Origin of the sequence: Bradyrhizobium cajani, assembly GCF_009759665.1 — a bacterium.
Taxonomy (GTDB): domain Bacteria; phylum Pseudomonadota; class Alphaproteobacteria; order Rhizobiales; family Xanthobacteraceae; genus Bradyrhizobium; species Bradyrhizobium cajani.
The window spans coordinates 1-22,620 of the sequence record NZ_WQNE01000040.1; the positions used below are offsets into that span (position 1 = coordinate 1).

Consider the following 22,620-nt stretch of genomic DNA (forward strand, 5'->3'; position numbering starts at 1 on the left):
GTCACCGCCGCCATCGGCTCGACGCTCTTGCGTTCGCAGGGCAACAACAGCCCGGTGCAATAATCCCGAAGCGGTCGCGCTCGATCGGCATGTCCGATCACGCTGACAAGACCATCAACGTAAGCCGCAAACCGCGTTTCGCTGGTTCCTTTCCCTCGGCGACCCATCTCAGTTCCTCTCGATCTGAGTGAATCTGCTCTAATACCTCGATTCTCAGTTCGATCGGATTGCGATTTTCTGACTCAGTAAGATTAAAGCGCGATGACGCTTCATCCTAATCTCATCGCGCTTTAGCCGCGACCGATGAGATGGATCGCCGAACGCCAGGCGTGCTGCGACAGCGCGTCGAGGTTTCGAACCGCCTCGACGCGAAGGAGGGCAGCGTCGGCGGTCAGTGTTCCATCAGCCACCGCACCGAGCGTCGCGCTGCGGTGGGTGCGCAACATTTCACGGAGTTGTGTCGTACAACGCTCGAGCTCGGCGATGGCCTCGTCGGGCGGGTCCGCGCGGGGACCTGCCATGATGTCGGCGGCATGCGATGCGGGCGCGAAGTGCGTCGATCCATCGACGCGAGGCGGCGCCGCTATGCCGCGCGCAATCGCGGCTGCGCTTCGCATCGTTTCGGCACATAGCTCTCCGGCGCCGATGTCCTCCGGTGTGCCTGACACCGAACCGAAATTGCTTTCCCCACTTGCGAGGTCCGCCAGCCGGGACGCGTGGTCGAGCGCGTGCAGCGTACTGGTGAGACGCTGCTGCTCGTCGTCGGTGTCAGGCGGTCCGGCCACTTCCGACAGGAATATCTGTGCCTGGCGCAAGGCATCGGCCGCTTCCTGCACGGAAACGGCGTCCTTTCCCAGGCGTATCGGTCCAGCGCGGGTCGCCAGTTTCGCCTCGACCGAACCGCACACCGTCAGGACCACGCGCGCGATCGTGCGCCGTACCGCCTCCACCGCCACAATCGGGGTCTCAAGGGCCGAAGGATCGAGACATCGCGTCAGCGGCGAGCCGCGCTCGGGCAGAATCCGTTCGACCAGCCGCGTGAACGGGTTGATCAACGGTAGCAGGACTGCGACGCCGAGGACATTGAACGCCGTGTGGTATCCGGCGAGCAGCGTAACGCCGTCGATCGTGTCCGAGGCGCGCAGCAGCCAGGGCGTTACGACGGGATAAGTCAGCAGCGCGATGAGCGCAGCGATCAGCTTGAAAAGGACGTAGGCGATGGCCAGCCGCTTTGCGGTGGTGCTCGCGCCGATCGCGGCGAGCGCGGAACTCGTCGCTGTTCCGATGTTCTGGCCGATGATCAAGGCGCAGGCCTGGTCCAACCCGATTGCGCCTGCGAAATAGCCGGACAAGGTCACCGCGATGGCGGCCGTCGACGATTGCATCAGCGCGGTCATGACCAATCCGATCACGACCAGCGCCAGCACGCCGAGCAGGCCCGACCACCCTGACACCCCGGGACTACCGAGGACCGCAGGCAGGTCCGCCGGATGCAATTGCTCCGCCAGCCCGCCCATGCCCTGCTGCAAGGTCGTCAGGCCGAACAACACGAGCCCGAAGCCCGCGAGCGCGGCGCCGGCGCCGGACGTCCGCCCTCGGCCGAGAAGCTTGGTCAACGCGCCGACGAAGATCATCGGCAGCGCCGCGGCCGTGAGGGAGACGCGGACGCCGATCAGCGCCACCAGCCAGCCGGTCCCCGTGGTGCCGATATTGGCGCCGAAGACGAGACTCAATCCTTGCTGGAACGTCAGCAGGCCGGCGCTGACGAGACCAATAGTCGTCATGGTCGTCGCGCTGGAGGACTGCACCAGCAGCGTGACGATGGCGCCCCAAAATGAGCCAAGCAGCGGAGTCGATGCCGCCTTGCCGAGCACCGCGCGAAGCGCGGAGCCGGCCACCGTCTTCAGGCCCTCCGTCATCACGGTCATGCCGAGCAGGAACAGGCCTACTCCGCCCAGTGTCGAGATCGCTGTGGACATGCGCGCTCCTAGCGACAAACCACCACGAATAGCAAAGCAGACAGCACAGCAACGCAGCCCCGATAGGTCGGATCAATTATTGCACAATCGTGGCCTTCCCCGTCGCGGTGTCTGCGATCTCAGGTATAATGGCATCTGCCTTGCAATGCATGATTTTGATGTTGGCCTCCTTGAACCGGCGAGGGCTACATGCGCAAGATCTGGTTTGCCATTGCTGTTTTCATCTTCGCTTCGAGTCCATCCAACGCGGCCGAATTCGCGGTTGCAGACATCGTCCCGATCAAGGACTGCGACACTCAGCGCGAAACGCGTCCCTGTGAGGGCCGCGACGCGATCTTCTTCGTGCATGGAATTTTTGGTGGCGTCGAGACGTTTACCAAGGGAACGTATCGGTGGCCTCAGGAACTGGCGGCTGACTTTCCCGACGTCGATGTCTTCGTCATCAAATACGACACCCAGCTTCTCAACTGGCTCAACCGCGACGTCGCAACCTTCGACGAGATCGCCGAGGTTCTGATGAGCAGCATGCAGGGCCCCGTCGTCAATGACGGGGGGACGCGAATTCTTGATCAGGGCTTCGTCACCTCACGCGGTTATCGCTCCATCGGCTTCATCGCGCACAGCCTTGGCGGGAACGTCGCTGCAGCGTACCTCCATTCAGTCAAATCCGAACTCGGCCATTCGGCGCGGGCGCAGAACGCCTACATCATCACGCTCGGGACGCCTGCGGAGGGCTCGTATCTGGCGAATGTCGGCGAGGTCATCAAACAGTTTCTGGGCCAAAGAGATCCGCTCCTGACTTCGCTCGAGCGGGACAATCTCTTCCTGCGGATGCTCGCGATGTGGCGCCGTGCCGAGGATCAGAAGTCTCAGCGATTTCATTGCCGGCCAGTGCATCTGTATGTGGGGATCGAGGGCGCGCCAACGTTTGGACTACCTGTCGTCTCCGCGGAGTCGGCAGGAGGGCCGTACAGGCGCCTTGCAAAGCAAATCAAGGTGTTCGACACCTACGATCACCTGCGCATAGCCGCGCCGGACAAGAAGACGGACCCCCTCAACGTGTGGGTGACCAGTATAATCAAGGACGAGCGCCAGCGAATGGACGATTGGAAGAGGCCGTTATGCGGCTCTGAGTTCTAGAGGGGGACTCGCCGGCAATGCGGCATGCCTGATTTCGAGTGTTTGGGGTCCAAAGCAGTCGCGACTTTCCGCCTGCGATTCTCTTCGGGGGTGACCAATTGCCCCACTCGGATTTGAATGGCCTTGCCGCAAGCGACTGTCTATCTTCGGCTCATGTCGAGAGTCGTGTGTCTATTCGTTGCTATCATCCTGTCGCTGCTGCCGGCTGTAGCGCCCGCTGCCTCAGTTCAAAAGCGCTCCAAGCAGGCCTGGCATGGCTACGGCTTCCTGCCGGGTTATCGCCAGCCGCTAAGCAACAGCATTCCGCTCTACAAGCAGAAAGACGCAATGCGGCGCCTCGCGCGCAACGACCGGCGCCATTGGTACATCGATCCGGTTCCTCAGTATTACCGCTGGAACGGCGAGTGGCACTATTTCGGTCGCCCCGGTTTCGGCGGCGGCCGCTACAATGGCGGCAGTTTCGGGCCGTGCTGGACGCGAACGCCGATCGGGCCGGTCTGGAATTGCGGGTGATGGGCCGAGTACGCGGCGGTTAGTTCGTCATTGCGAGCGGAGCGAAGCAATCCAGACTATCGCCGCGGAGGGATTCTGGATTGCTTCGCTGCGCTCGCAATGACGAGAGCAGCAGCGCGAGGGCCTACGCCTTTACGAGAAGAACGCGATCTTCTCGGCCTGGGTCATGCGGCGGATCGGCGCCAGCGGATCGTTGGCCGGCGCGCGGGGCTTCTGCAAGATGCCGCTGGCGAGGATGGTGGCGCCGAGCGAGGGCTGGGGCAGGGGCGAGGACATGGGTGAGGGCATCGGCAGCGTCGCCGTCGGCGCTGCGGCCGATGTTGCCGTGACCGCCACGGCCGCGGCCGGCTGCTCCATCACCTCGGCGGCGGCTTCGGCAATGGCGTCGGTGAGGCGCGCGAGCGAGTCCATCGCGATCGGCGCGGCGGCGGGCTCTTCCGCGACCGGTGCGGCGGCCGGCGCAGGCGCGACCGGCTCCGGACTCTCGACGGCGATGGACGCTGCGATCTCCGCCGCCATCGGCTCCGGAGTTGCGGCGGCCATCTCGACCGGCGCGATGATCTCGTCGAAATCCGGATCGGGTGCGGCCATCTCGAGTGCGATGGCTTCGAGTATGGCTTCGTCTTCGGCTTCCGCGGCGGCGTCGAGCGAAAACTCGTCGGTCACCTCGGCGAGAGCGGCGGGCTCTTCAAGAGCGACGTGTTCGAGCGCGCTATCTTCACGTGCGACGTTTTCGATTGGAATCTGGTTTTCGGCGACGATCTCCGGTTCGACGCGAGCGGCCATGACCTGCTCGGCAATTGTGGACGCCTCGTTGGTGGCCGGCCCCTCGGCGGCTGCTTCGACCTCGGGAGCTGCTGCGATGTCCTGCGGCGTCTCCGTCAAAGCCACGGAGGCTTCGCTCATCATCGCGGCAGGCGCGGTCTCGGCAGGCGAAGCTTCGGCGACGGACGCCGGTGCTTCCTGAGCCGCGGAGGGATGGACCGCCGCTTGCGGCGCCGTGTCGCCGTCGGCATCGAGCTGTTCGACGCGATCCCTGAGCAGATCGAAGGCCGCCTTGAGCTCGACGCGGGGGTCGACGGTCGAAATCTGTCCGCAGGCGGCCTGGATCGAGGCGAGCTGCGAATCAATGAGGTCGCAGATTCGCCCGTCGGCGCCGATCTCGCGCCAGCGCCAGGAGATCTCCTTGATGATGCGCACCCCGCGCGGGATCGGCGCGAGGCTCGCCTCGATCGCCGCGGGATCGAACGCCGCGATCGCGATGGTCTCGGCCTCGCGGATGGCGCGGCGGATCTCGACCAGCGCCTCGGGCAGGCGGTCCTCGACGACGGGTTGTCGCTGTGCCGCAAGGGTTTCTTCGATTTTCGCGACCGCATCGAGCACCATGCGGGTATCCGCATTGCGGTTGCGCTTGGCGTATTCGCCGAGGAACCAGCGCCCGCGCGCCGTCTCCATGAAGGCTTCGCGGATCGCGTCGTAATCCTGCTCGTTCGGCTCGGCCGCGCGGGCAGACATAGGCGAGAGGGCGAATGCTTCGTTGGCCATGGCAATCTCGTCGCGCAAATCAGTGCGCGTTACTGTAACGATCACCACGATATCGTCCGAATCGCAATTGGTTTGATGCCGCCCGAATCACAAATCCCCACGCCAGCGTCGGTGAAGCGGCGATTCGCCGTCAGCCTTGCCCTGTTCTACTCGGCCATCTTTGCGGTCTCGGGCACGCACCTGCCGTTCTTCCCGCTCTGGCTGAAGGCGATCGGCATCGACGCTGCCTGGATCGGCCTCATCAATGCGCTGCCGGCGATCACGCGCTTCACCACGCTGCCGCAAATCACGGCCTTTGCCGAAAGGCGGCATGCCATTCGCGCCGCCATGATGTTGTTGGTGCTGGCGACAGCGATCGGCTTTGCTGCGGTCGGCTTGCAGCAGCAGCCGCTGGCGCTGTTCCTGATCTATGCGCTGACTTGCATCATGTGGACGCCGACGACCCCGCTGACCGATGCCTATGCGCTGCGCGGCGTCGCCCGCTACGGGCTCGATTACGGACCCCTGCGGTTGTGGGGATCGGCGGCGTTTGCCGCCGGCTCGCTCGCCTGCGGCTATCTCGTCGACAGCATTGCGGCGCGCGATCTGATCTGGGTCATCGTCGCATGGGCCGTCGTTGCTGTCCTCGCCGGCCTCTTGCTTCAGCCGCTGGACGATGTCAGGCGAAAGGCGGCCGAGACGCATGCCGGCAAGGCCTGGCTGCGCGATACCGGCTTCTGGGCCGTGATCGCCTCGGCCGCGCTGATCCAGGGCAGTCACGTCGCCTATTACACCTTCTCGGCCATCAACTGGCAGCTCCATGGGATCAGTGGGCTGACGATCGCAGGGCTCTGGACGCTGGGCGTGATCGCCGAGATCGTCGTGTTCGCGCTGTCGCCGCGCTTCTCGCTGCATCCATCCACGTTGATCGCGATCGGCGGGCTGAGCGCCGTGGTGCGCTGGATCGTCACCGCCAACGAGCCGCCGCTCGCGCTGCTCGCGATCGTGCAACTCGGCCATGGCCTCAGCTTCGGCATGACCATCGTCGGCACCATGAATCTCCTGGTGCAGCGCGTGCCCTCGCACCAGATCGCGCGGGGGCAGGGCTACTACGCCGCCTGCAACGGGCTGCTCGGCGCGGCGACCTCGATTGCGTCAGGCGCGATCTACGCGCGCATCGGCGACAATCTGTATTACGTGATGGCGGCGATGGCTGCGGCCGGCGCGCTCGTAATTTGGGCAGCGCGGCACCGGCTCATGGCTCAGCCCCAGAGCGATGAGTCCGGCGGATAGACCAGGCTGTCGTCATAACGCAGGCCGTGGTCGCGGTCGCGCGCCAGCAGCAAGGGGCCGTCGAGATCGACGAAGCGCGCCTGCGGGGTCACCAGCATCGCCGGGGCCATCGACAGCGAGGTCGCGACCATGCAGCCGATCATGATCTCGAAGCCGAGTGCCTGAGCGGCATCGGCCATGGCGAGGGCTTCGGTGAGGCCGCCGGTCTTGTCGAGCTTGATGTTCACGGCGTCGTAGCGCTCGCGCAGGGGCGCCAGCGACGAGCGGTCGTGCACGCTCTCGTCGGCGCAGACCGCGAGCGGCCGCCTGATCCGCGCCAGCGCCTCGTCCTTGCCGGCCGGCAGCGGCTGCTCCACCAGGGTCACACCGACCGCGGCGCAGGCCGCGAGATTTTGTTCCAGATTGGCCTCGGTCCAGGCCTCGTTGGCGTCCACGATCAGCTCGGATTTGGGGGCGGCCTTGCGCACGGCCGCGATCCGCTCCGGATCGCCGTCGCCGCCGAGCTTGATCTTGAGCAGCGGCCGGTGGGCCGCCCTGGCGGTCGCCGCGGCCATCGCCTCAGGGGTGCCCAACGAAATCGTGAAGGCGGTGGTGCACTCGCCCGGCGCCGGGCGACCGAGCAGGCTCCAGGCCCGCACGCCCGCCGCCTTGGCCTCGAGGTCGATCAGGGCGCAATCCAGCGCGTTACGGGCCGCCCCTGGCGGCATGGCGGCTTGCAGGGCCTGCCGGGTGAGGCCGCCCGCCACAGCCTCCTGCATGGCCTGGATGGCGGCCAGGCTCGCCTCCGCCGTCTCGCCATAGCGGGGATAGGGCACGCACTCGCCGCAGCCGGTCAGGCCGTCCCGGCGGACCTCCGCCACCACGGTGACGGCCTCGGTCTTGGCCCCCCGACTGATGGTAAAGCTGCCGGCGATCGGGAAGCGCTCGATTCGCGCCGCCAGCGCGACAAGTTTCGTGGAAGTCATTTTGAACTCTGGCGAAATCTGAACCTGCTGGTTACCTCTATCAACTAACATTAACCAGTTGGGGATACCTTTTCCGGGTAAGGGCGCGTGCGCAACTATCTGATTTCCTCCGCTCCGGCACGGGAGCGGGCATCTTGAGTGGCGATCCGAAGCTGGAACGGATTGCCAAGGGCAACGCGCTGGCACTCTGCGCCACCGGGACCTGGACCGCGAGCTTCGCGCCGGTCCTGGAGCGGATGGTGGCCGATGCCGAGAAGCTCGCCGGCACCCCGCAAAACATCTTCATCGACGTCTCCGAGGTCGCCAAGCTCGACACTTTCGGCGCCTGGCTGATCGAGCGGCTGCGCCGCAGCCTGACCCAGGGCACGGTCGAGGCGCAGATCGCGGGGCTGTCCGCCAATTATTCGAGCCTCGTCGACGAGGTGCGGCGGGTCAGGGCGACGCCCGTGGTCGACAGCAGCACCATTACCATCACGGGCATGCTGGAGCAGATCGGCCGGACCGTGGCGGGCGTTGCCGGGACGTTTGCCGGCCTGATCGACATGCTCGGCGCGGTGCTCGCGGCGGGTTTTCGCGTCTTGATCCATCCGCGCTCCTTCCGCCTGACCTCGACCGTGCATCACATGGAGCAGGTCTGCTGGCGCGCGGTGCCGATCATCGTGCTGATCACCTTCCTGATCGGCTGCATCATCGCCCAGCAAGGCATCTTCCATTTCCGCCGCTTCGGCGCCGACATCTTCGTGGTCGACATGCTGGGCGTGCTGGTGCTGCGCGAGATCGGCGTGCTGCTGGTGGCGATCATGGTCGCGGGCCGCTCGGGTAGCGCCTACACCGCCGAGCTCGGCTCGATGAAGATGCGCGAGGAGATCGACGCGCTGCGCACGATGGGCTTCGACCCGATCGAGGTGCTGGTGCTGCCGCGCATGCTGGCGCTAGTGCTGGCGCTGCCGATCCTCGCCTTCCTCGGCGCGATGGCCGCGCTCTATGGCGGCGGCCTCGTCGCCTGGCTCTATGGCGGGGTCGAGCCCGAAGCCTTCCTGCTGCGGCTGCGCGACGCCATCTCGATCGATCATTTCATCGTCGGCATCGTCAAGGCGCCGGTGATGGCTGCGGTGATCGGCATCGTCGCCTGCGTCGAGGGGCTCGCGGTGCAGGGCAGCGCGGAATCGCTGGGCCAGCACACGACCGCGTCGGTGGTGAAGGGCATCTTCTTCGTCATCGTGATGGACGGCGTGTTCGCCATCTTCTTCGCCTCGATCGGGATGTGACGATGGCAGGCGAGATCCAGAATCCCATCATCCGCGTCCGCGACATCACCGTGCAGTTCGGCGCGACGCGCGTGCTCGACGGGCTCAACCTCGACGTCAAGCGCGGCGAGATTCTTGGCTTTGTCGGTCCCTCGGGCGCCGGCAAGTCGGTGCTGACGCGCACCATCATCGGCCTCGTGCCGAAGGTCGCAGGCTCCATCGAGGTGTTCGGCGTCGATCTGGATTCCTCCAGCACATCGCAGCGTCGCAACGTCGAGCGGCGCTGGGGCGTGCTGTTCCAGCAGGGCGCGCTGTTCTCCTCGCTCACGGTGCGGCAGAACATACAGTTTCCGATGCGCGAATATCTTCGCGTGTCGCAGCGGCTGATGGACGAGATCACCATGGCCAAGCTGACCATGGTCGGCCTCAAGCCCGAAGTCGCCGAGCGCTTTCCCTCGGAACTGTCAGGCGGCATGATCAAGCGCGTGGCGCTGGCGCGCGCGCTGTCGCTCGATCCGGACCTCGTGTTCCTGGACGAGCCGACCTCGGGCCTCGACCCGATCGGCGCCGGCGATTTCGACGAGCTGGTGAGGACGCTCCAGCGCACTTTGGGGCTGACCGTTTTCATGGTAACCCACGATCTCGACAGCCTTTACACAGCCTGCGACCGCATCGCCGTTTTAGGGAACGGTAAGATCATTGCGGCAGGGTCGATGGCCGACATGCAGGCCTCGCAGCATCCCTGGCTGAGGCAATATTTCCATGGCAAGCGCGCCCGCGCGGTTATGGGCTGAGTGGCTGGGTTGAGCAGCTGGATTGAGTAGCCGGAGCACCTGATGGAAACGCGGGCGAATTACGTCCTGATCGGATCGTTCACGCTGGCGGTGATCGCCGCGGCGATCGGCTTCGTGCTGTGGTTTCAGTCGCTGCACACCACCAAGCAGCGCAGCCCCCTGCGCGTCGTGTTCGAGGGCCCGGCGGCGGGCCTGCGCAACGGCGGCAGCGTCAATTTCAACGGTATCCGGGTAGGTGAAGTGGTCTCGGTGAAGCTGGACAATCCGCGGCGGGTTGTCGCGCTGGCCATGGTCGAGAACAACGCCCCGATCCGCAAGGACACCCTGGTCGGCCTCGAATTCCAGGGCCTCACCGGCGTCGCCGCGATCTCGCTCAAGGGCGGCGAGGAGGCGGCACCCCCGCCGCCACTCGACGAGGACGGCATCCCGACGCTGACCGCCGATCCCAACAAGCTCCAGGACGTCACCGAGGCGATCCGCGGCACGCTCCAGAACATCAACAAGATCGTCGCCGACAATCAGGAGTCGGTGAAGAACTCGCTGAAGAATCTGGAGACCTTCACCAATTCGCTGGCGCGCAACTCCGAGAAGATCGACGGCGTGATGGCCAAGGTCGACGGCGTCATGCTCAAGGCCGACAACCTCATGCTCGGCCTCAACACGCTTGCGGGCGGCAAGGACGGCGGCGAGCTGTTCCAGGCGGTGAAGTCGATCCGCGAACTCGCCGACGATTTCGACAAGCGCTCCGGCGCCCTGATGGCCGACGGCCGCCGCACCCTCGGCGACATCAGCCGCGCCGTGAACAATTTCGACCGCAACCCCACCCGCGTGCTGTTCGGCGCCAGCAACTCATCGCAGCCCGCCCCGCCGCCCGAGCCGCCGAAGCCGGCGAACGAGCGCCGCCGGCAGTAGCGGTCCCCGCGTCAACAAACTCCTCTCGCGCGCTATGGCCACTGGTCTTGCGTGACGACCGCGTCGTGCAGCGCGCGCTGCGGCGATACGAAAGTAGGGGGGTCTGGCCGAGCCAAGGTAGGGGGAGGGGCTGGCCCCGCTTGTCAGCTATATCGCGCTCAAGTCGCGCTCACGAAAAAGCGCGTCGACTTCACTCACAGGGGAGGAGAGCGTGATACGTCTGTTGCTGCTGTTGCCGTTCATCGGCCTGATGATCGTGCCGTTCTACAATGTCCGGGAGCCCTATCTGTTCGGCTTCCCGTTCTTCTACTGGTATCAGCTCGCCTGGGTGCCGCTGACCTCGCTCCTCACCTGGATCGTCTACAGGAGCGTGCGCCGTGCTGACTAATGTCGATAGCGCGGCGTTCGCCGTCTTCCTCGCCCTGTTCATCCTCGTCACCGGCATGGGCTTCGTCGCCTCGCGATGGCGCAAGCCGGAGACGCTCGCCCATCTCGACGAGTGGGGCCTCGGCGGCCGCAAGTTCGGGACCTGGATCACCTGGTTCCTGGTCGGCGGCGATTTCTACACCGCCTACACCGTGATCGCCGTTCCCGCGCTGGTCTATGCGGTCGGCGCCTACGGATTCTTCGCGCTTCCCTACACCATCATCGTCTACCCCTTCGTTTTCGCGGTGATGCCGGTGCTGTGGAAGGTCGCCAAGGAGCGTGGTTATGTCACCGCGGGCGACGTGGTGCGCGGCGCTTACGGATCGCGCGGGCTCGAACTTGCCGTCGCGGCCACCGGCGTGCTGGCGACGATGCCCTACATCGCGCTCCAGCTCATCGGCATGGAGGTCGCGATCAAGGCGCTTGGCCTTCACGGCGAGGTGCCGCTCGTTCTCGCCTTCCTGGTGCTCGCGCTCTACACCTATTCGTCGGGCCTGCGCGCACCGGCGCTGATCGCCTTCGTCAAGGACATCATGATCTACATCGTGGTGATCGCTGCGATCGCGATCGTGCCGTCCAAGCTTGGCGGCTACGGCGCGATCTTCACCGCGGCGGATGCGGCATTTGCCGCAAAGGGCTCGGGCGGGATCCTGTTGTCGCCGGCGCAGATCGTGCCCTATGCCTCGCTGGCGCTGGGCTCGGCGCTCGCCGCCTTCATGTATCCGCACACGCTGACCGGCATCTTCGCGTCCTCGGGCGGCAACACCATTCGCAAGAACGCGATGCTGCTGCCGGCCTACACGCTGCTGCTCGGCCTGCTCGCGCTGCTGGGCTACATGGGTCATGCGGCGGGGTTGAAGCTCGCGAGCAACAACGACGTCGTGCCCGAGCTGTTCAAGACGCTGTTCCCGAGCTGGTTCGCGGGCTTCGCCTTCGCCGCGATCGCGATCGGCGCGCTCGTGCCCGCCGCCGTCATGAGCATCGGCGCCGCCAACCTGTTCACCCGCAACTTCTGGAAGGTGTGGGTCGATCCGAAGGTGACGCCGGCAGGTGAGGCGAAGGTCGCCAAGATCACCTCCATGCTGGTGAAGGTCGGCGCGCTGCTCGCCATCCTGCTGATGCCGACGCAGTTCGCGCTCGACCTGCAACTGCTCGGAGGGCTCTGGATCCTCCAGACCCTGCCGGCGCTGGTGTTCGGTCTCTATCTGAACTGGTTCTCGAGCACCGCGCTCCTGGCCGGCTGGGCCGTCGGCCTTGCTGGCGGATCGTGGCTCGCCTGGTCGGACGGGCTGAAGCCGCTGCACAGCATCGACGTCGGCGCTGGCCCGGTCGCGATCTACACCGGTCTCTTGGCGCTCACGCTCAACATCGTGGTGGCCGTCGTGGTCAACCTCGTGCTCAAGCGCGCGCCGCAGGAGAGGCTGGCCCGCGAGGCGGCCGAGTGACTGCGATCGGCGGCCGGAGATCCTCCGGCCGCCGCTTTTCTCCGGAATGAAATAGCCTTCCATGCGATTGAAAACGTTCTAGTATCCGCCCGCGCTCCGAAGCCGCTCGTCGCGGGCGGATCGGACGGTCTCGGGTGAGGATGTCTTGCAGGCGTGGTTCGTTCTTGCGGTCGCAGCCGGCTATGTGACCACGCTGTTCCTGGTCGCCTGGTGGGGCGATCGACGGAGCGCCGGCGGGCCGCTGGTCTCGCCGAACTCCTGGGCGGCCGCGATCAGCTATTGTCTGACGCTTGCGGTCTACAACACCTCGTGGAGCTTCTACGGATCGGTCGGGCGTGCCGCCACCAGCGGACTGGACTTCGCCACGATCTATATCGGCCCGACCCTGGTGCTGCTGTTCGGCCAGCCGCTTCTGTCCAAGGTGATTGCGATCGCGAAGGCGCAGAACGTCACCTCGATCTCGGACTTCATCGCCGCCCGCTACGGCAAGAGCCAGGTGCTGGCGGCCTTCGTGACGCTCGCATCGCTGCTTGGCGTGCTTCCCTACATCGCGCTTCAGCTCAAGGCCGTCGGCAAGAGCTTCGACTATCTGATCCTCCAGCCCGAGCGTGTCGGAGGCGGGGCACTGCGGTTCTGGCAGGATTCGGCGTTCGGCGTGGCGGCATCGATGGCGCTGTTCGCGATCGTGTTCGGCGTCCGGCACGTCCATGCCAGCGAGCATCATCGCGGCCTGATGCTCGCGATCGCCTTCGAGAGCGTCGTCAAGCTGCTCGCATTCCTGATCGTCGCGCTGTTTGTGCTGTTCGGCCTGTCAGGCGGGCCGGCCGCTCTGCTGTCGCAATTTCAATCGGAGCCGCAACTGGCGGGGATCCTGAGCTTCGATCCGACGCAGCCGGTGTGGCCCGCGACGATCATCATCTCGGCGATCGCCTTCCTGTGCCTGCCGCAGGCGTTCCATGTCGCCGTCGTCGAGAACGAGGCGCCGGGCCATACGCGCACTGCGGCATGGCTCTACCCGACTTATCTTGCGCTGTTCAGCCTGCTGATCCTGCCGATCGCCGCGGCCGGGCTTGCGAGGTTCGGCGCGATGATGGACCCCGACACCTACGTCATCTCGCTGCCGATCGCGGCCGACGCGAGCACCGTCAGCCTGATCGCCTTCCTGGGTGGGCTGTCGGCCGCCACCGGCATGGTGATCATGACGTCCGTCGCGCTCAGCACCATGCTCTGCAACGACGTCATCATGCCGCTGCTGCTGCGGTCGCGCGTCTTCGGCCTGCGTGCGCAGAGCCGGCCGATGACGTCCGTATTGGTGGCGGTGCGCCGGTTCTCGATTCTCGGTATCCTCCTGCTCGCCTATCTGATGCACCGCCTGGTCAACCAGTCCTATCCGCTCACCGTGATCGGACTTCTGTCGTTCGTCGCGGTCGCGCAATTCGGTCCGGCGTTCGTGGGAGGGCTGTTCTGGCCGCGCGCCAACAAGACCGGCGCCTCGATCGGGATCGGAGTCGGGTTTTTCATCTGGGCTTACACGCTGCTGCTACCCTCGGCGGCGCCATTCTGGCCTGCGATCGAGGAGATTGTTCGCCAAGGCCCGTGGCAGCTCGTCTGGCTCAGGCCGAACGCGCTGTTCGGCCTCGGAGGGGTCGATCCGATCTCGCACGCCACGCTCTGGAGCCTCGGCGCCAACCTCGTCTGCTTCCTGACGTTCTCGGCGCTGGGGCGGCAATCGACTGTCGAGCGCAACCAGGCCGCGGCGTTTGCCGATGGTGTCGTGCGCGAAGCGACCCCGAAACTGTCCTCCCGCGTGGTGGTCCGGCTCGACGATCTCCGCGCGCTGGCGCTGCGGTTCGTCGGCGCGGAGCGCGGCGCGGCGGCCTTCGACGGTTATCTCGCGGCTCGCATCGCCGGCACCGGGCCGCGACTCGATCCGTCAGGGCTGGTCGATCTCGACTCGATCCGATTCACCGAGAACCTGCTTGCCGGTGCGATCGGTGCGGCATCGGCGCGCGTGGTGATCGCGGCGTCGCTGGAAGGGCACTCGCTGTCGCGGCGTGCGGCGATGGCGATGCTCGACGAGGCCTCGGAGGCGTTGCGCTTCAACCGCAGCCTTTTGCAGAGCACGCTGGAGAGCGTGCCGCAGGGCATTTGCGCGTTCGACGCCGATTTCAACATCACGGCATGGAACGGCCGTTTCATCGCGCTCCTGGACCTGCCGCCGGATTTCGTCCGCGTGGGTCTTCCACTGGCGGATCTCATTGCCTTCAATGTCGAGCGCGGCGAATATGCCGCGTCCGAATTCGCAGCGCTGCTGGTCAATCGTGACGTCGCCACGCAGAGCTGGCCCTATCTGTATGAGCGCAAGCGGCCGGACGGCACGGTGCTCGAGATCGTCTACGACCGCGTTGCCGAGGGCGGCTACGTCTCGACCTACACCGACGTCACCGAGCGTCACCGTGCCGCCGAAGCTCTGCGACGCGCCAATGAGGGGCTGGAGCTGCGTGTCCGCGAGCGGACCGAGGCGCTCGAGCAGGCGAAGGCGGAGGCCGAGCAGGCCAATCTCGGCAAGAGCCGCTTCCTGGCGGCGGCCAGCCACGATCTGCTGCAACCGCTGAACGCGGCCCGTCTGTTTCTGTCCGCACTCGACGAGAGCCTGCATGCCTCCTCGCGCGCCGGCGATGCCGGCAAGGAGCGCACCCTGGCGAGCAGCGCGATTACGGCGCTGCGCTCGACCGAGCACGTGCTGGACAGGCTGCTCGACATCTCCTCCTACGATGCCGGCGCCGTTCGCGCCGAGATATCCGACTTCCCGATCGCCGATCTGCTGGTGCAGTTGAACGTCGAGTTCTCGGCGATGGCGCGCGAACGCGGGCTCGTCCTCCGCGTCGTCGATTGCCGCCTCGCCGTATGCAGCGATCCGCATCTGCTGCGTCGGATCTTGCAGAATCTGCTGTCCAACGCGCTCCGCTACACGCCCGGGGGACGCATCCTGCTCGGCTGCCGGCGGCGCGGCGACGTGCTGCGCATCGAGGTCTGGGATACCGGCATCGGGATCGCGGCGGAGGACCAGACACGCATCTTCGAGGAGTTCCAGCGTCTCGCGCCGGGGTCGGAGAAGGGATTGGGCCTGGGACTCGCCATCGTCGATCGCGTGTCGCGGCTGCTGGACCATGCCGTCGACGTCCGTTCGCGCCCGGGGCATGGTTCGTGCTTTGCCGTCACGGTGCCGCTTGCGCGCGGACCGGGCAGGCCGCTTCAGCGCAATCCCGCGATTGCAGCGCCCGCAGCGGCGGAACGCGCGCTGACGATCCTGTGTCTCGACAATGATGTGACGATCCTCGAGGGCCTGACGGCGCTGCTCGGCGGCTGGGGACATCGCGTGCTGGCCGCGGCAGATGCCGCCGAGGCGATGGCTGTGGCCACGGCCGATCCGCCCGACGTCGTGTTGCTCGACTACCATCTCGATGGCGGCCGCAGCGGCTTGGACTTTCTCGACGATCTCAGGCAGAAGTTGGGTCGTGCCGTCCGCGCGCTGGTCGTCACCGGCGATCGCAGCGAGGCGGTGCGCAAGGAGGCAAGGGCGCGCGGCTGCGAGATCCTGTCGAAGCCGGTCAAGCCGGCAGCGCTGCGGCGCTTCCTCGGCGGCGAAGCCCTGAGCCGGCAGTTCGGGACTAAACTGGAGGCTCCCTGACAATGCGCATCCTGATCGGCGACGATCATCCGCTGGTACAGGCCGCGTTGCAGAGCGCGCTGTCGAGCGTGCTGCCCGATCTCGACATCGTCGCCTGCCAGTCGCTGGACGAGGCGATCGACCTCCTGACGGCCCAGTCCGAGGAGATCGACTTGATCCTCTGGGATCTGACCATGCCGGGTATCCAGGGCTTTGCCGCGCTGTTCATCCTGTCGGCGCAATTCCCGACGGTGCCTGTGGCGATCATCTCCGCGCGGCAGGACGCCGCCACGATCCGCCGCGCCGTCGCCTACGGCGCATCCGGCTACATCCCGAAATCGCTCAGCCTGCCCGAGATGGCGGATGCGATCACGAAGATCCTCGCCGGCGAGATCTGGATGCCGCCCAATGTCGGCGGCCGCGGCTCGATCCAGAGCGCCGATGTCGAACTCGCTGGGCGAATGGCTACGCTGTCCGCCCAGCAGCTGCGCATTCTCGCAATGATCGTCGAAGGCAAGCTCAACAAGCAGATCGCGGGCGAACTCGACATCGCCGAGCAGACCGTGAAGGGCCACGTCTCGACGATCCTGCGCAAGCTCGGCGTCGGCTCGCGCACCCAGGCCGCGGTCCTGGCCGAGCGCCTGTCATTCGGCCAGCCCAGCGGGATCTGAGATCCTACCCGCAAGACAAAACGGAGGCCGCGAGGCCTCCGTTTTCACTGTGTGGTCTTCCAGAGCTTGCCGTTTAGCCGAGCCGCCCCGCCGCATGGGCCAGCAGCGTGTAGACCAGCCCCGTCTCCGAGGTCAGGTGGCTGCGCAGCTCCTGCGGGCCGCGGCCGTCGCGGGCGACTTCGTCAAGCAGGCGCTCGAACTCGGCGACGTAGCGGTCGACCGTGCCCTTGAAGTTGCGGTCGGCGCGGTACTTGCGGGCGACCTCGTCGAAGGCCTTCTGGCCGGCGGGCGTGTAGAGGCGCTTGGTGAAGGCCTTGTTCTCGCCGCGCTGGTAGCGGTCCCACATCTCGGCGGCGAGGTTGCGGTCCATCAGCCGGCCGATGTCGAGCGACAGCGATTCCAGCGGATTGCCGTTACCCTGCGGGGCCTGCGGCTGCGGTGCAGGTGCCGTGCGGCCGCGCTGCGCCTCGCGTCCGGCCGGGGCGGCAGGACCGGTGTCGGCGCGGTTGAGCAGGTCCGACAGCCAGCCGTCGCGACCCTGGTCGCTGCCCGCGGGCGCGACCGGCGGCGCCTCGGTGCGGCGCGAGGCGGGCATGCCGAGATCCGGCGGCGGCAGCGTCGAGGCGCTGGTGCTCTCGCGCATGCGCGTCTCGGTGCCGCGACCGCCGACCGCTGCTGCCATCACCGGCTCTTCCTGGCGCTGCACGCTGGCGCGGCTCGTCGTGGTGACGTCGAGGCCGCGGCCATGCTGGGCCACGATGCGGTTGAGCTCGGCGAGGGCCTCGATCTGGTCGACGATCACCTTGCGCATCTGCGCGGTGCTCTCGGCGGCCTCCTGCGGCATCTCGAGCACGCCGCGGCGCAGCTCGTTGCGGGTGGCTTCGAGCTCGTTGTGCATCTCGAACGCCATCTGCTTCATGCTGGAGACGAGGTTGGTGAACTTCTCCGTCGACTGCTTGAACATCGTGTCCGCCTCGTCGGTGGTCTGGCGGTAGATGTCGTGCATCGCCTCGATGGTCTGGCGGTGCTCCTCCTCGGACGCCGCGCGCACCGCCTCGAACTGGCGCGTGATCGCGGCCGAGCCTGCGCCGGCGGTCTCCGCGACGACGCGGGCGATGTCGCGGGCGCGCTCCTCGGCCGCGGCCAGCGACTCATCGAGCAGGCCGGTGAAGCGCGACAGGCGCTGGTCGAGATCGGCCGTGCGCAGGTCGATGGTGGTGACGAGCGATTCCAGCGCCTGCTTGCGCTCGGCGAGCGAGGCGGTGGTGTTCTTGTTGCTCTGCTCGACGACCTGCGCGGCATCGACGAGCGCCTTGCCGTGCTTGTCGAACTGGGTCGACAGCTCGCCGAGATCCTGGAGCGCCTTCGTGGTCTTGCTGTTGAACACGTTGAGCTGGTCTTCCAGGTTCTGCGTCGCCGTCCCGTTGCGCGAGGTGACGTCGTTCATCGCCGAGACGAAGTCGGCGACGCGCGTCACCAGCGCCCGCTCGAGCGAGTTGAGGTTGTCGTGCGCACCGGTCAGCACCTCCTGGAGGAGGATGTTGCCTTCGCGCAGCCGCTCGAACAGCGCCACCGTGTCGGTGCGCAGGATCTTGCTGGTCTCCTGCATCTCGGTGACGGCCGCGATCGAGACCTGGCGCGACTGGTCGATCGCCGAACGCGAGGACTGCTCGAGGTCCTTGAGCGACTTGCCGACCGCGCCGGTGGCCATCTCGCTCGCCGCGTTGATGGTGCGGGCGACTTCCGAGCCGTTGCCCATCATGGTCTGCGAGAACGCATGGCCACGCGTCTCGATCGACTTCAGCGCGTCGGAGGTGACGCGGTCGATGTCGAGCGTGAGCTGGCTGGTCTTGGAGCCGATCGCGTCGACCAGCGCGCCGCGCTTGGCGTCGATCATGTTCGACAGACGGTCGGCCTGCTGCTGCACATAGGTGACGATCTCGTCGGTCTTGCCGGTCATGGCCTGGCCGAAGCTGGAGCTGGCGGCGAGCACCGAACGCTCGACGTCGGCCGAGCTCGACTTGACCCGCGAGCTCGCCTCGTTGGAGGCGGAGATCAGCGCGTTCTGGGCGTTGAGCGCGCTGGTCTGGATGTCGTTGGTCGCATTCGCGGTCGCCGCGCTCAGCGCCCGCTCGATCTCGGTCGAGATCGTGCGGATCTGGCTCGCGGCATCCGCCGAGGTCGAGGTCAGCGAGGTCTGCGCCTCACGCGCGCTGTTGAGGATGGTCGAGGCGGTGTCGGCGCCGACCGCGGTCAGCGTGCGCTCGATGTCCGTGGTCAGCGACTTGATCTGGCTCGCCGCATCGGTCGAGGCGGAGATCAGCGAGCCCTGGGCCTCGCGCACGCCGCTGGTGAGCGCCTCGATGGTGGCGCCGCCGGCGGTCGCCAGCGCGCGCTGCATCTCGGCCGCGAGCGAGCGGACCTGGCTGGTCTGCTCGGCGGAGACCGCGAGCAGGGTGCTCTGGGCGTCGCGGGCGCTGGTCGTGATCGTCTCGGCGGTCGTCTGGCCGACCTGCGAGAGCGAACGATGCACTTCGGCCGCGAGCGACTTGACCTGGCTCGCCGCATCCGAGGACGCCGTCACCAGCGTGCTCTGGGCTTCGCGGGCGCCGGTCATGATGGTCTCGGCCGTCGAGGTGCCGGCCATCGAGAGCGAGCGCTGCACGTCCGAGGACAGCGCCTTGATCTGGTTGGCGGTCTCGCTCGAGGCCGCGATCAGTGCGCCCTGCGCATCGCGGGCACCGGCGACGATCGATTCCGCCGTGGTGGACCCTGCCAGCGACAGCGAGCGCTGCACGTCGGCGGTGAGCGTCTTGACGTGGTTGGCCGCATCCGAAGAGGCGGTGACGAGCGTGGTCTGCACCTCGCGGGCGCCGGCCAGGATCGAGGCGGCGGTGGCCGAACCTGCCGCCGACAGCGTGCGTTCGACATCGGCCGACAGCGACTTGATCTGGTTGGACGCATCGCCCGATGCGGCGACCAGCGTCGACTGCGCCTCGCGGGCGCTGGTCAGGATCGAGTTCGCAGCGCCGGTGCCGACCGCGGTCAGCGCGCGCTCGACTTCGGTGGAGGTCATCTTGAGCTGGGCGTTGACGTCGGAGGAGACCGTCATCAGCGACTGCTGGGCGGTGCGCGCACCGGTCTGGATCGTCTCGCTGGTGTTGACGACGAGGTTGGTGAGCGAGCGCTCGGCATCCTCGACATGCGAGCGGATCGCGGTCGAGATCATCTCGGCGCGGGACATCATGTCCTCGCTGGCCTGACGTCCGCTGCTCTCGATGCGGCCGGCGACGGCCTCGACGCGCGAGCCGAGCAGGTCTTCGAACTGCGCCACGCGCACGTCGATGTCGTTTGCGACCGAGCCGACCTTGGTCTCGATGGCCTGATGGACCTCCTGGAAGCGCGCCGTGACCGTGTCGGTCAGGTGCGTGCTGCGGCCGTCGATGATCTCGGTGACGCCGTTGATGCGGCGGTCGACCGCCTCGATCGCCTGCGCGGTGCCGTCCGTGAGCGTCGAGGTCAGCAGCGTGAGCCGCGTGTCGATCGACTGCACGGCCTGGGAGGCACCGTTGGTCAGCGAGGTCGTCAGGTAGGTGAGGCGGCTATCGATGGATTCGAGCGCCTGCGACGCGCCGCCCGTCAGCGTCGTCGTGAGATGCGTCAGCCTCGTATCGATCGACTGGATGGCCTGCGACGCGCCATCGGTCAGCGAGGTCGTGAGATGGTTGAGACGCGTATCGATCGACTCGATGGTCTGCGATGCGCCGTCGGTCAGCGACGTCGTGAGGTGGGTGAGGCGGGAGTCGATCGACTGGATCGCCTGCGCGGCACCGTCGGTCAGCGACGAGGCCAGCGTGTTGATGCGCCCGTCGATGGTCTCCGTCATCGACTTCGCGCGGGTGTCGAACGACTGTTCGAGCGCGGCGACACGGCCGACGAGCTGCTCGTCGAAGGTCTTGATGTGGCCCTCGATCGTGCCGTCGAGGCTGGCGATCTTGCCGTTCAGCGCGGCGTCGAAGTTGCTGACGCGCTGGCCGATCGTGGTCTCGAACTGGACGAGGCGCTGATCGAGCACGGCCGTGATCTCGCCGCCGTTCGAGGTGAATCGGGTGTCGAAATTGTCGACATAGGTCTTCAGGCTCTCGGCGATGTCCTGCGTCCGCTGGCCCATGCGCTCGACGATCTCGCCGCCGAACGTCTTCACGGTGCGGTCGAACTCGGAGATGTGGCGCGTGATCAGCGCGCCCAGGGTGCCGGAGTCGCGGGCGAACTTCTCGACCAGCTCGGTGCCCTGGTTCCTGACCAGCTCGTCGAAGGCGCTCATCTGGAGCGACAGCGAATCGTGCGCGGTCTCGGTCTGGCTGACGACCTTGGCGACGAGGGTGTTGACTGTGGCGTCGAGCGCCTCGCTGGCCTTGTCGCCGGAGGTCATGATCTGGCCGGCGAGGCGGTTGCCGGCGTCGTCGATCTTGGCGGAGAGGTCGTTGGAGCGCAGCTCGAGCTCGAGCAGCAGCGAGTCCGACGAATTCTTCAGGCTATCGTGCACCTGCTCGGTGCGCTCGGAGATGCCGTCGACGATCGCCGCGGAGCGCTGCTCGAACTCGCCGGTGATGCGGTCGATGCGCTCGTTCAGCATCTCGTGGACGCGGTCGGCGAGGTCGACGAACTCGTCGTGGACGTGGCCGGTCTTGAAGTTGAGGCTGGTGGTCAGCCGCTCGCTGGCATCGAGCACGGCACGCGTGGTCTCGTTGCTGGCCTCCTCGAGGCGGTCGAGCAGGTCGCCGCCGCGCTCGCCGAGGGCGAGGATCATGTTGTCGCCGGCATTGCTCAAGGCGCTGGTGATGTGGGCGCCGCGCTCCTCGAGCGCGCCGGTGATGGACTTGGCGACCTCGTCGACACGCGAGGCGATCGCGTCCGAGATCAGCGCGATGTCGTGGCGCAGGTCGATCTGCACGCCGGAGATGGCGCTGCGGACCTGCTCGGCCTGGCCGACCAGATTGTCGCGCTGATGCGCGATGTCCTGGAGCAGGGCGCGGATGCGCACCTCGTTGTCGGAATAGGCGCGTTCGAGCGCGGCGACCTCGTTGGCGACCAGCGTCTCGAGCTCGCCGGCGCGCGCGATGGCGCGCTCGATGCCGTCGCCCATCGCCGCGACCTCGCGGCGGATGGCCTGGCCGACGGTGACCATGGAATCGGAGGCCGAGCCTTCGGGCTCTGAGAAGCGCATCGCGACCTGCGCCATCGCCTGCGCGATCATGCGCATTTCCTGGCCGCGCCAGACGAGGCTCGCCAGGAAGTAGAACAGCATGATCGGTGCGAAGAACATCGCGATCAGGCCGGCGATGACGAGCACGCCGCCGCTCTGGCCCATGGCGGCCTGGATCGAAGGCAGGAAGCCGAACGTCAGCGCGGCGCAGGCGGCGAGCCAGACGCCGGCAAAGATGGTGGCGAACGTATAGACGCTGCGGGCAGGGCGGCCCTTCTGAAGCGCCTGGAGCAGCTGGCCGATGGTCTCGCGGTCGTCATTGGCGGCACGGCGCGGCGAGCGCGGCTCCTCGATCGGCTCGAACACCGCCCGCTCGTTGGCGGCGGGGCGCGGTTCGAAACTCGGCTCGTCGAAGACCGGCGGCGCGGGCGGCGCCACCTGAGGCGCCGTTTCATTGCGCATCGAGGCGTTGCGGCTGGTGTCCGCAGCGGTGTCGCTGATGTTCAGGGCTTCCTNGATCGCAGAAAGCGCAACTTCTGTGGGGTCTTTGACCTTTTTCGGAGTGTTCGCCATGTTCAGTCCGAGCCCTCGTTACTTGTACGCGTCCCCCCGCGAGCCCTGCGCGTTGCGCGAGCCCACAGACCGGATCATGCCGCTTGCGCGGATCTCCGAGCCGTCCCCACCCGGACGGCTTGTCCGCCAATTTCTGCAACATCCTATTGGCAGAGCGTCGCGAATGAAATGCCCGCGATTAAGACAATCTTAATCATCGTTAACAGGATCGCGCCGTAACGCCTTAGCAATAAATGGAATTCTCCACCGGACTCGGCTGATT

The 22,620-nt window shown here is 66.5% G+C and carries 15 protein-coding genes; 10 read left to right on the forward strand and 5 right to left on the reverse strand.

Annotation, left to right across the window (positions count from 1 at the left end):
• Both GPL20_RS33035 and GPL20_RS33040 read right to left on the reverse strand, forming a co-directional pair.
• On the reverse strand, positions 1 to 167 hold a 167-nt coding region (locus tag GPL20_RS33035; protein ID WP_205751220.1), incomplete at its 3' end, for a transposase.
• Between the two features lie 123 nt (positions 168 to 290).
• A complete protein-coding gene (locus GPL20_RS33040) occupies positions 291 to 1,979 on the reverse strand; it encodes a Na/Pi cotransporter family protein (RefSeq protein WP_157335818.1) in 1,689 nt (562 codons plus the stop codon).
• Between the two features lie 189 nt (positions 1,980 to 2,168).
• Between GPL20_RS33040 and GPL20_RS33045 the strand changes: the two genes are divergently transcribed.
• Together GPL20_RS33045 and GPL20_RS33050 are read left to right on the forward strand one after the other, a co-directional pair.
• Positions 2,169 to 3,119: an esterase/lipase family protein gene (locus tag GPL20_RS33045; protein ID WP_157335820.1), complete on the forward strand. Its 951-nt coding sequence runs from the start codon at positions 2,169 to 2,171 to the stop codon at positions 3,117 to 3,119.
• A 153-nt stretch (positions 3,120 to 3,272) separates the two neighbouring features.
• On the forward strand, positions 3,273 to 3,632 hold the full coding sequence (locus tag GPL20_RS33050; RefSeq protein WP_157335891.1) for a hypothetical protein: 360 nt from the start codon (positions 3,273 to 3,275) through the stop codon (positions 3,630 to 3,632).
• A 132-nt stretch (positions 3,633 to 3,764) separates the two neighbouring features.
• Here GPL20_RS33050 and GPL20_RS33055 read toward each other — a convergent pair whose 3' ends face one another.
• Positions 3,765 to 5,177, reverse strand: a complete 1,413-nt coding sequence (locus GPL20_RS33055) for a hypothetical protein (RefSeq protein WP_157335822.1) — start codon at positions 5,175 to 5,177, stop codon at positions 3,765 to 3,767.
• Between the two features lie 75 nt (positions 5,178 to 5,252).
• Between GPL20_RS33055 and GPL20_RS33060 the strand changes: the two genes are divergently transcribed.
• A complete protein-coding gene (locus tag GPL20_RS33060; RefSeq protein WP_157335824.1) occupies positions 5,253 to 6,449 on the forward strand; it encodes an MFS transporter in 1,197 nt (398 codons plus the stop codon).
• Here the strand turns inward: GPL20_RS33060 and dgcA are convergent.
• Positions 6,419 to 7,414 (reverse strand): N-acetyl-D-Glu racemase DgcA, encoded by a 996-nt coding sequence (dgcA, locus tag GPL20_RS33065; RefSeq protein WP_157335826.1) that lies wholly within the window; start codon positions 7,412 to 7,414, stop codon positions 6,419 to 6,421. The genes GPL20_RS33060 and dgcA overlap by 31 nt on opposite strands.
• 134 nt (positions 7,415 to 7,548) lie before the next feature.
• Here dgcA and GPL20_RS33070 point away from each other — a divergent pair, with 134 nt between their 5' ends.
• From GPL20_RS33070 to GPL20_RS33100, 7 genes are all read left to right on the forward strand, one after another.
• Positions 7,549 to 8,682: an MlaE family ABC transporter permease gene (locus tag GPL20_RS33070; RefSeq protein ID WP_157335828.1), complete on the forward strand. Its 1,134-nt coding sequence runs from the start codon at positions 7,549 to 7,551 to the stop codon at positions 8,680 to 8,682.
• Between the two features lie 2 nt (positions 8,683 to 8,684).
• The gene (locus tag GPL20_RS33075) at positions 8,685 to 9,455 is read left to right on the forward strand and encodes an ABC transporter ATP-binding protein (protein WP_157335830.1); all 771 of its coding nucleotides are present in this window, start codon (positions 8,685 to 8,687) and stop codon (positions 9,453 to 9,455) included.
• A gap of 42 nt (positions 9,456 to 9,497) precedes the next feature.
• Positions 9,498 to 10,367 (forward strand): MlaD family protein, encoded by an 870-nt coding sequence (locus GPL20_RS33080; protein WP_157335832.1) that lies wholly within the window; start codon positions 9,498 to 9,500, stop codon positions 10,365 to 10,367.
• Positions 10,368 to 10,617: 250 nt separating this feature from the next.
• Entirely contained in the window at positions 10,618 to 10,755 is a 138-nt protein-coding gene (locus GPL20_RS33085) for a DUF3311 domain-containing protein (RefSeq protein WP_246251155.1), read from the forward strand.
• Positions 10,745 to 12,238 (forward strand): monocarboxylate uptake permease MctP, encoded by a 1,494-nt coding sequence (gene mctP, locus GPL20_RS33090; protein ID WP_254125983.1) that lies wholly within the window; start codon positions 10,745 to 10,747, stop codon positions 12,236 to 12,238. Before GPL20_RS33085 ends, mctP begins: the two co-directional genes overlap by 11 nt.
• A 145-nt stretch (positions 12,239 to 12,383) precedes the next feature.
• On the forward strand, positions 12,384 to 15,929 hold the full coding sequence (locus GPL20_RS33095; protein WP_157335834.1) for a hybrid sensor histidine kinase/response regulator: 3,546 nt from the start codon (positions 12,384 to 12,386) through the stop codon (positions 15,927 to 15,929).
• The gene (locus GPL20_RS33100) at positions 15,926 to 16,579 is read left to right on the forward strand and encodes a response regulator (RefSeq protein WP_157335897.1); all 654 of its coding nucleotides are present in this window, start codon (positions 15,926 to 15,928) and stop codon (positions 16,577 to 16,579) included. The genes GPL20_RS33095 and GPL20_RS33100 overlap by 4 nt, the downstream gene beginning before the upstream one ends.
• A gap of 73 nt (positions 16,580 to 16,652) precedes the next feature.
• Here GPL20_RS33100 and GPL20_RS33105 read toward each other — a convergent pair whose 3' ends face one another.
• Complete coding sequence (locus GPL20_RS33105) at positions 16,653 to 22,358, reverse strand: apolipoprotein A-IV repeat region-like domain-containing protein (RefSeq protein ID WP_157335836.1); 5,706 nt, start codon at positions 22,356 to 22,358, stop codon at positions 16,653 to 16,655.
• Positions 22,359 to 22,620 lie beyond the last annotated feature (262 nt).

Bases quoted from the DNA above. Each gene is read 5' to 3' on its own strand.
- GPL20_RS33060 (WP_157335824.1), top strand. From the start codon at position 5,253: ATGCCGCCCGAATCACAAATCCCCACGCCAGCGTCGGTGAAGCGGCGA.
- GPL20_RS33085 (WP_246251155.1), top strand. From the start codon at position 10,618: ATGATCGTGCCGTTCTACAATGTCCGGGAGCCCTATCTGTTCGGCTTC.
- GPL20_RS33045 (WP_157335820.1), top strand. From the start codon at position 2,169: ATGCGCAAGATCTGGTTTGCCATTGCTGTTTTCATCTTCGCTTCGAGT.
- GPL20_RS33055 (WP_157335822.1), bottom strand. From the start codon at position 5,177: ATGGCCAACGAAGCATTCGCCCTCTCGCCTATGTCTGCCCGCGCGGCC.
- GPL20_RS33075 (WP_157335830.1), top strand. From the start codon at position 8,685: ATGGCAGGCGAGATCCAGAATCCCATCATCCGCGTCCGCGACATCACC.
- dgcA (WP_157335826.1), bottom strand. From the start codon at position 7,414: ATGACTTCCACGAAACTTGTCGCGCTGGCGGCGCGAATCGAGCGCTTC.
- GPL20_RS33050 (WP_157335891.1), top strand. From the start codon at position 3,273: ATGTCGAGAGTCGTGTGTCTATTCGTTGCTATCATCCTGTCGCTGCTG.
- GPL20_RS33040 (WP_157335818.1), bottom strand. From the start codon at position 1,979: ATGTCCACAGCGATCTCGACACTGGGCGGAGTAGGCCTGTTCCTGCTC.
- GPL20_RS33080 (WP_157335832.1), top strand. From the start codon at position 9,498: ATGGAAACGCGGGCGAATTACGTCCTGATCGGATCGTTCACGCTGGCG.